Origin of the sequence: Sporomusa sp. (assembly GCF_035561155.1) — a bacterium.
Taxonomy (GTDB): domain Bacteria; phylum Bacillota; class Negativicutes; order Sporomusales; family Sporomusaceae; genus Sporomusa.
On sequence record NZ_DATMYD010000030.1, the window covers coordinates 1 to 4,612 of the forward strand.

Sequence of the window (4,612 nt, forward strand, 5' to 3'; positions counted from 1 at the left end):
GGCAGCGGAAATTCCTCTACATTGTAAGATGCCGCAAACAAAATCATAATAGGGATACATTCAAAGCAACCACTTGAGGTAGTATTTTCATATTACCCCAGGTGGTTTTTTATTCCCATGTGGGCTTGGCTTGACGCTTACGACCATGTCACCTGGTATGAAAAAAAGAAAACCTTAGCCAGTAATTGACTAAGGCAAAACCTATAGACGGTGAAAAAGACACTAATATATTATTTAAACGCAAAAATTATATTAGTGTCCTACTTACGAAAATAAGGCTTTCTATTTTGCCGTTTCAGTTTTTCACCTTAGTTTCAGTTATTTAACGCCTTAAATGCTAAGTCTATTTCCACTGTCTCTTCGGTTGACAGCAGTTCTACTGGGTCTAAAATAATAATCATTCTATCTTCTACTTTACCTATACCCTTTAGATAACTCATACCTTTTTGATTTGTAGACAAACTGGGCGCTGGTTGTAAATCAGCTTCATCAAATTTCACAATATCTGTTACTTCATCCACAATACAGCCTACTACCTGAGAACCGACATTTATCATAACGAATTTGCTCTCGTCAGCCAGCTCTGCTTTTTTTAAGCCAAATTTAGTTCGTAGATTATAAATATAATTTACATGGCCTCGAAGATTTATCATACCTTCGATTACATTTGAAATTCCCGGGAGTTTTTGTACCTTAAACTTTTTTGACCGTAAAATCCCATTTACAGCTAAAGCATCAATTCCATACTCGCTTTCATCTATTTCAAAGACCACTAGCTGGATAGTTGCCATAGGATTACTCCTCCTTTAATCCAGGTCATATCTCTCTTGCCAAAGCGCTCAATTGCTCGGTTATACTAGTTATTTCTTCCAAGCTAGCAGTTACTTCTTGAATAGCGGCCGCTTGTTGCTGAACAGTCGATGCCGTTTCGCTACCCATTGAAACAGTGCGGTCTACGGAATCTCTTATTACATTCGTGAATTCTTTAATCTTTCCAACAGTGGCTTTGGAATCGGTAGATAACTTTCTGATTTCTTGAGCTACTACTCCGAATCCAAGTCCAGCCTCCCCGGCTCTAGCCGCTTCAATAGCTGCGTTTAAGCCTAGCAGACGAGTTTCGTCTGCTATTTCTTTTATCAGGTCCATAACATCATTGATTTGACCGGTAACTGAATTTACGTTACTAATCTCACCATTTAACTTCGACTGGTTATCACTAACAGTACCAGCTGACGCCGCTAGTTGCTCCATAGTTGCGGAGATTTGGTGTAAGCTATCATCAAGGACTTCAGCTACAGCCCGAAGTTTTCTTTGCTGGTAAGCGCTTTTTGACATGTTATTAGCCACAATAAAAAGTACATTTGCAGCAGATTCAATGCCTTCCTTGGACAGAATACGTATTTCTTTAGTTGCTTCTACATAGCCGTCGCTATCTACACCAATTTCTTTAGCGATTCTTCTATATTTTTCTTCTTGCGGACTAGCGGTAAGAACCTGTCCTCCCAATATCGTCCCAATCAGTTTTCCTTCGACCATTATCGGAGCGGCAAAGTCAATTAATCCGGCATGGCATTCATACACTACAGGTTTTCCAGTACGTGCAGCCTCTTCTCCACCCTTACGATGTGACTCGGCACAACGTTTATCGCCACACTCTGTTGAGTGAGTATAGTTCATGCAGAATCTAGTATAAGAGCTGGGATTTGTAACAGGCTTGCCTTCTGGATCTACGGTAACACTAGCCAGACCTACGCCCTTCGCAAAATCATCCTGAAACCTTTGCAGGAAATTTATATCAATCACATCTGTTAGTTTAATATCATCTAAATTTAGTTCGGTTACTTTCTTAGTACGCTGCTGTTGATTCATTGATGTTCCTCCTAATTTTGCATGTTATCTAACGATACATGTATTTTTTTCTGATCGTGACAAAAAGAGTAAAATACCTGGGAAATGATCAATTAATCACGACTACGTCATCTTCGCAACGCACCACCTTTTCGTCGGATTATTTTCATAATTCTACAAATTTCCTTTTAATCCTTTAGTTTACATAAATTATTAAATTCACAATTTATTTTAAAATTAATGTGGGGGCATTACTCCCCACGAAGGTAATATTTCTGACCAGTTTTTGGGCCGTTTGTTAGAGAAGGCTAGAAGCACAAATGTGGACTGTTTTTTAAATTTTTAATTATTGCTTGGCGAACCTTTTCTTTCCTCGCAAATTTAAGTCTGTACATGTTTAAGTCGGCCATCTTGAGAACATCCCGCATCTTTTCTGCCCCGCCATGTTCCTTTAGGGCTAAGCCTACGGACAAATACAAGGGTAATTCAGGATTTAGTTTTCTTTGGATGGCTGCCTCCCGCAAAATCCTGTTACGAATGTCTGTGATCATAGGTAAATCAGCATTGGCAACTATTATCGCAAATTCGTCTCCTCCGATTCTTGCAACTATACTATTTTTTGAGCAAGACCTTGTAATGACCTCGGAAGCAAACTTCAGTGCTTTATCACCAGCATCGTGACCCATCACATCATTCAATATTTTAAGATAATCTAAGTCACACACGATAACCCCTACTTGGCCTTCTAAACCTTCCAAATTCCTCATTTCTTGTTCAAAAGCAGCTCGGTTATAAAGTCCCGTAAGAGCATCATGAAGACTGACATATTTCAGTCTCTCATTTGCGAAAACCAACTCTGTAGTGACTTTATTCACCAAATGGGTTAAGGCCTTTAGAACGCCTGTACTTCTTTCGACCACCTTATCTTCCTGTATAATACAGTTATTACGGTGCTCTATATGTGTTTTGAAATCAACTGTAGGTTCGGAACTTGCCTTCCCGCCTTTTTCAGAAAGCACCAACACTGTCATCGTGGCATTTAGTAATTGATTCGCTGATCCTGTATGAAAATATTCCCCATGGGTAAAAAAACCGGAGGTCGGAGCTATTGATTGGAGCGGTTCAGTTTCTATCTTACTGTGCTCCTGGAGAAACCCCCTTCGACTCTCGCAGGAATAAACATATATACATTCGACCGGCTGCCTATTTATTGCCTCACAGAGATCAATAATTCCTTCCGATATCATCTCAACATGGCCGAAACTAAGCCGAATTGTTTCTCCTTGGGCCAATTCCCCAGCGAAATTTAGTGAATCATCTTCATAATACGCAAGAGGTGTCCTTGCTATCTTCACTCCATGCCTCTCAACTATCAATGGATACTCAATAGCGTTGAAAAAGTCTCTAGCTTCTTCAAGGCCCAGGTACTCTCGATAAATCTCGTAGGCAGGCAAATTATCAATCGTATACACTCGCGACCCTTCACTCTTGGTAATCGTCATCTCTTTACCTATCGGTTGCCACCCAAGATGGTAGTGGCAATTTACCGTGAGATTATCACCCTCTAAAATAATTCCTACGGCCCCACTATCAATAACCTGCCCGCCGCAAATCAATAGGCTTTGTTGCTCAACGAAGCTGTTTCCCGCATTGCCACCGGCAATAGGTAGGTTTGGGTAAATTGACTGAATACCCGTCAAAAGATTATTAGCGTCTACTGATTGCCTAGTGGCAAACAATATCAATAATTTTGCCTTGTCACTACCAAGTCTTGAGGCTACCGTTCGGCCTAAGTCGAAATCGCCCTGTCCCCACTTAGGAAATACTCCAATTTTAGCTGTACTATGATAAAAGATAGAAAAAGATAGTACCGTCCTTAATCCGCTCACTTGTCCGTCCATAATCTCGCCAGACGTAGTAGTACCGATAATGCAAGCATTAGGGATTAACCCCATAATCTCTGCAGATAACCTCTCAAGAAAATCCTTCTCATACTTGCCACTAAAAATCTGAACTACTATAGCTTTGGTATCTGAACCATACAACGCGTTATGATTATTTTGGACAAAACTTACCAAGCCCATATAGTTATTATAATAAGTGTTTATCGTTTTCACATTTTACCTCTTAATCCTGTATAAGTCCAAAAGCGAAACTAATTTCTATGATTAGCTATACTATGCCAGTACAGATTTCATTAACTTAGGCCACATAGATGATAACCTTGTCCACAATCTACGCCTAGTTCCGGAAGCATTCGCCAATTTTCCTCGTCCTCAACAAATCAGATAAGGGAATTCGCGTAGGTCGAGAAAGTGCTACGAATCTTCGGAAGCACCCCTGTAATCTGATTAGTTTCACAATTCTACGGATTGCCTTTTAATCCTTTACTTGCCATAAATTATTTAATTCACAAATATTTTATGGCAACGAGGCATGCTACTCTGTTTTCTCAATGGATAAATATACACACGATACTGCGAAAATGCAGGAGGGGTTCGCTGAAAAATTACCCGCCTTTTGGAATAGAAAAAGTGCGGAAACTAAAATACGATCGTCACGATAGACAGCAGAACTTCGGAGTTAGAGCATTGTGTCGTCAAAATGTCGCCAGGACCCACGTACTATGAAAATCGAGTAGGAGCTGAGTAATTATTTACTCAGCGACCTCTCACACCACCGTACGTACCGTTCGGTATACGGCGGTTCAATAGAATTAGTGTATTAATGAATATCTTTCACTTATGGTGATAAAGCCTAATTT

General features: G+C 40.0%; 3 protein-coding genes. All 3 read right to left on the reverse strand.

Translation table 11 applies throughout. From position 1 onward, the window contains the following. Positions 1-314 precede the first annotated feature (314 nt). The 3 genes from VN447_RS04420 to VN447_RS04430 all read right to left on the reverse strand — a co-directional run bounded on the left by VN447_RS04420 (position 315) and on the right by VN447_RS04430 (position 3,965). Positions 315-791, reverse strand: a complete 477-nt coding sequence (locus tag VN447_RS04420; RefSeq protein ID WP_325523211.1) for a chemotaxis protein CheW — start codon at positions 789-791, stop codon at positions 315-317. Between the two features lie 25 nt (positions 792-816). Next, positions 817-1,869 (reverse strand): PocR ligand-binding domain-containing protein, encoded by a 1,053-nt coding sequence (locus VN447_RS04425; protein WP_325523213.1) that lies wholly within the window; start codon positions 1,867-1,869, stop codon positions 817-819. Between the two features lie 287 nt (positions 1,870-2,156). Beyond that, complete coding sequence (locus VN447_RS04430; protein WP_325523215.1) at positions 2,157-3,965, reverse strand: sensor domain-containing diguanylate cyclase; 1,809 nt, start codon at positions 3,963-3,965, stop codon at positions 2,157-2,159. Positions 3,966-4,612 lie beyond the last annotated feature (647 nt).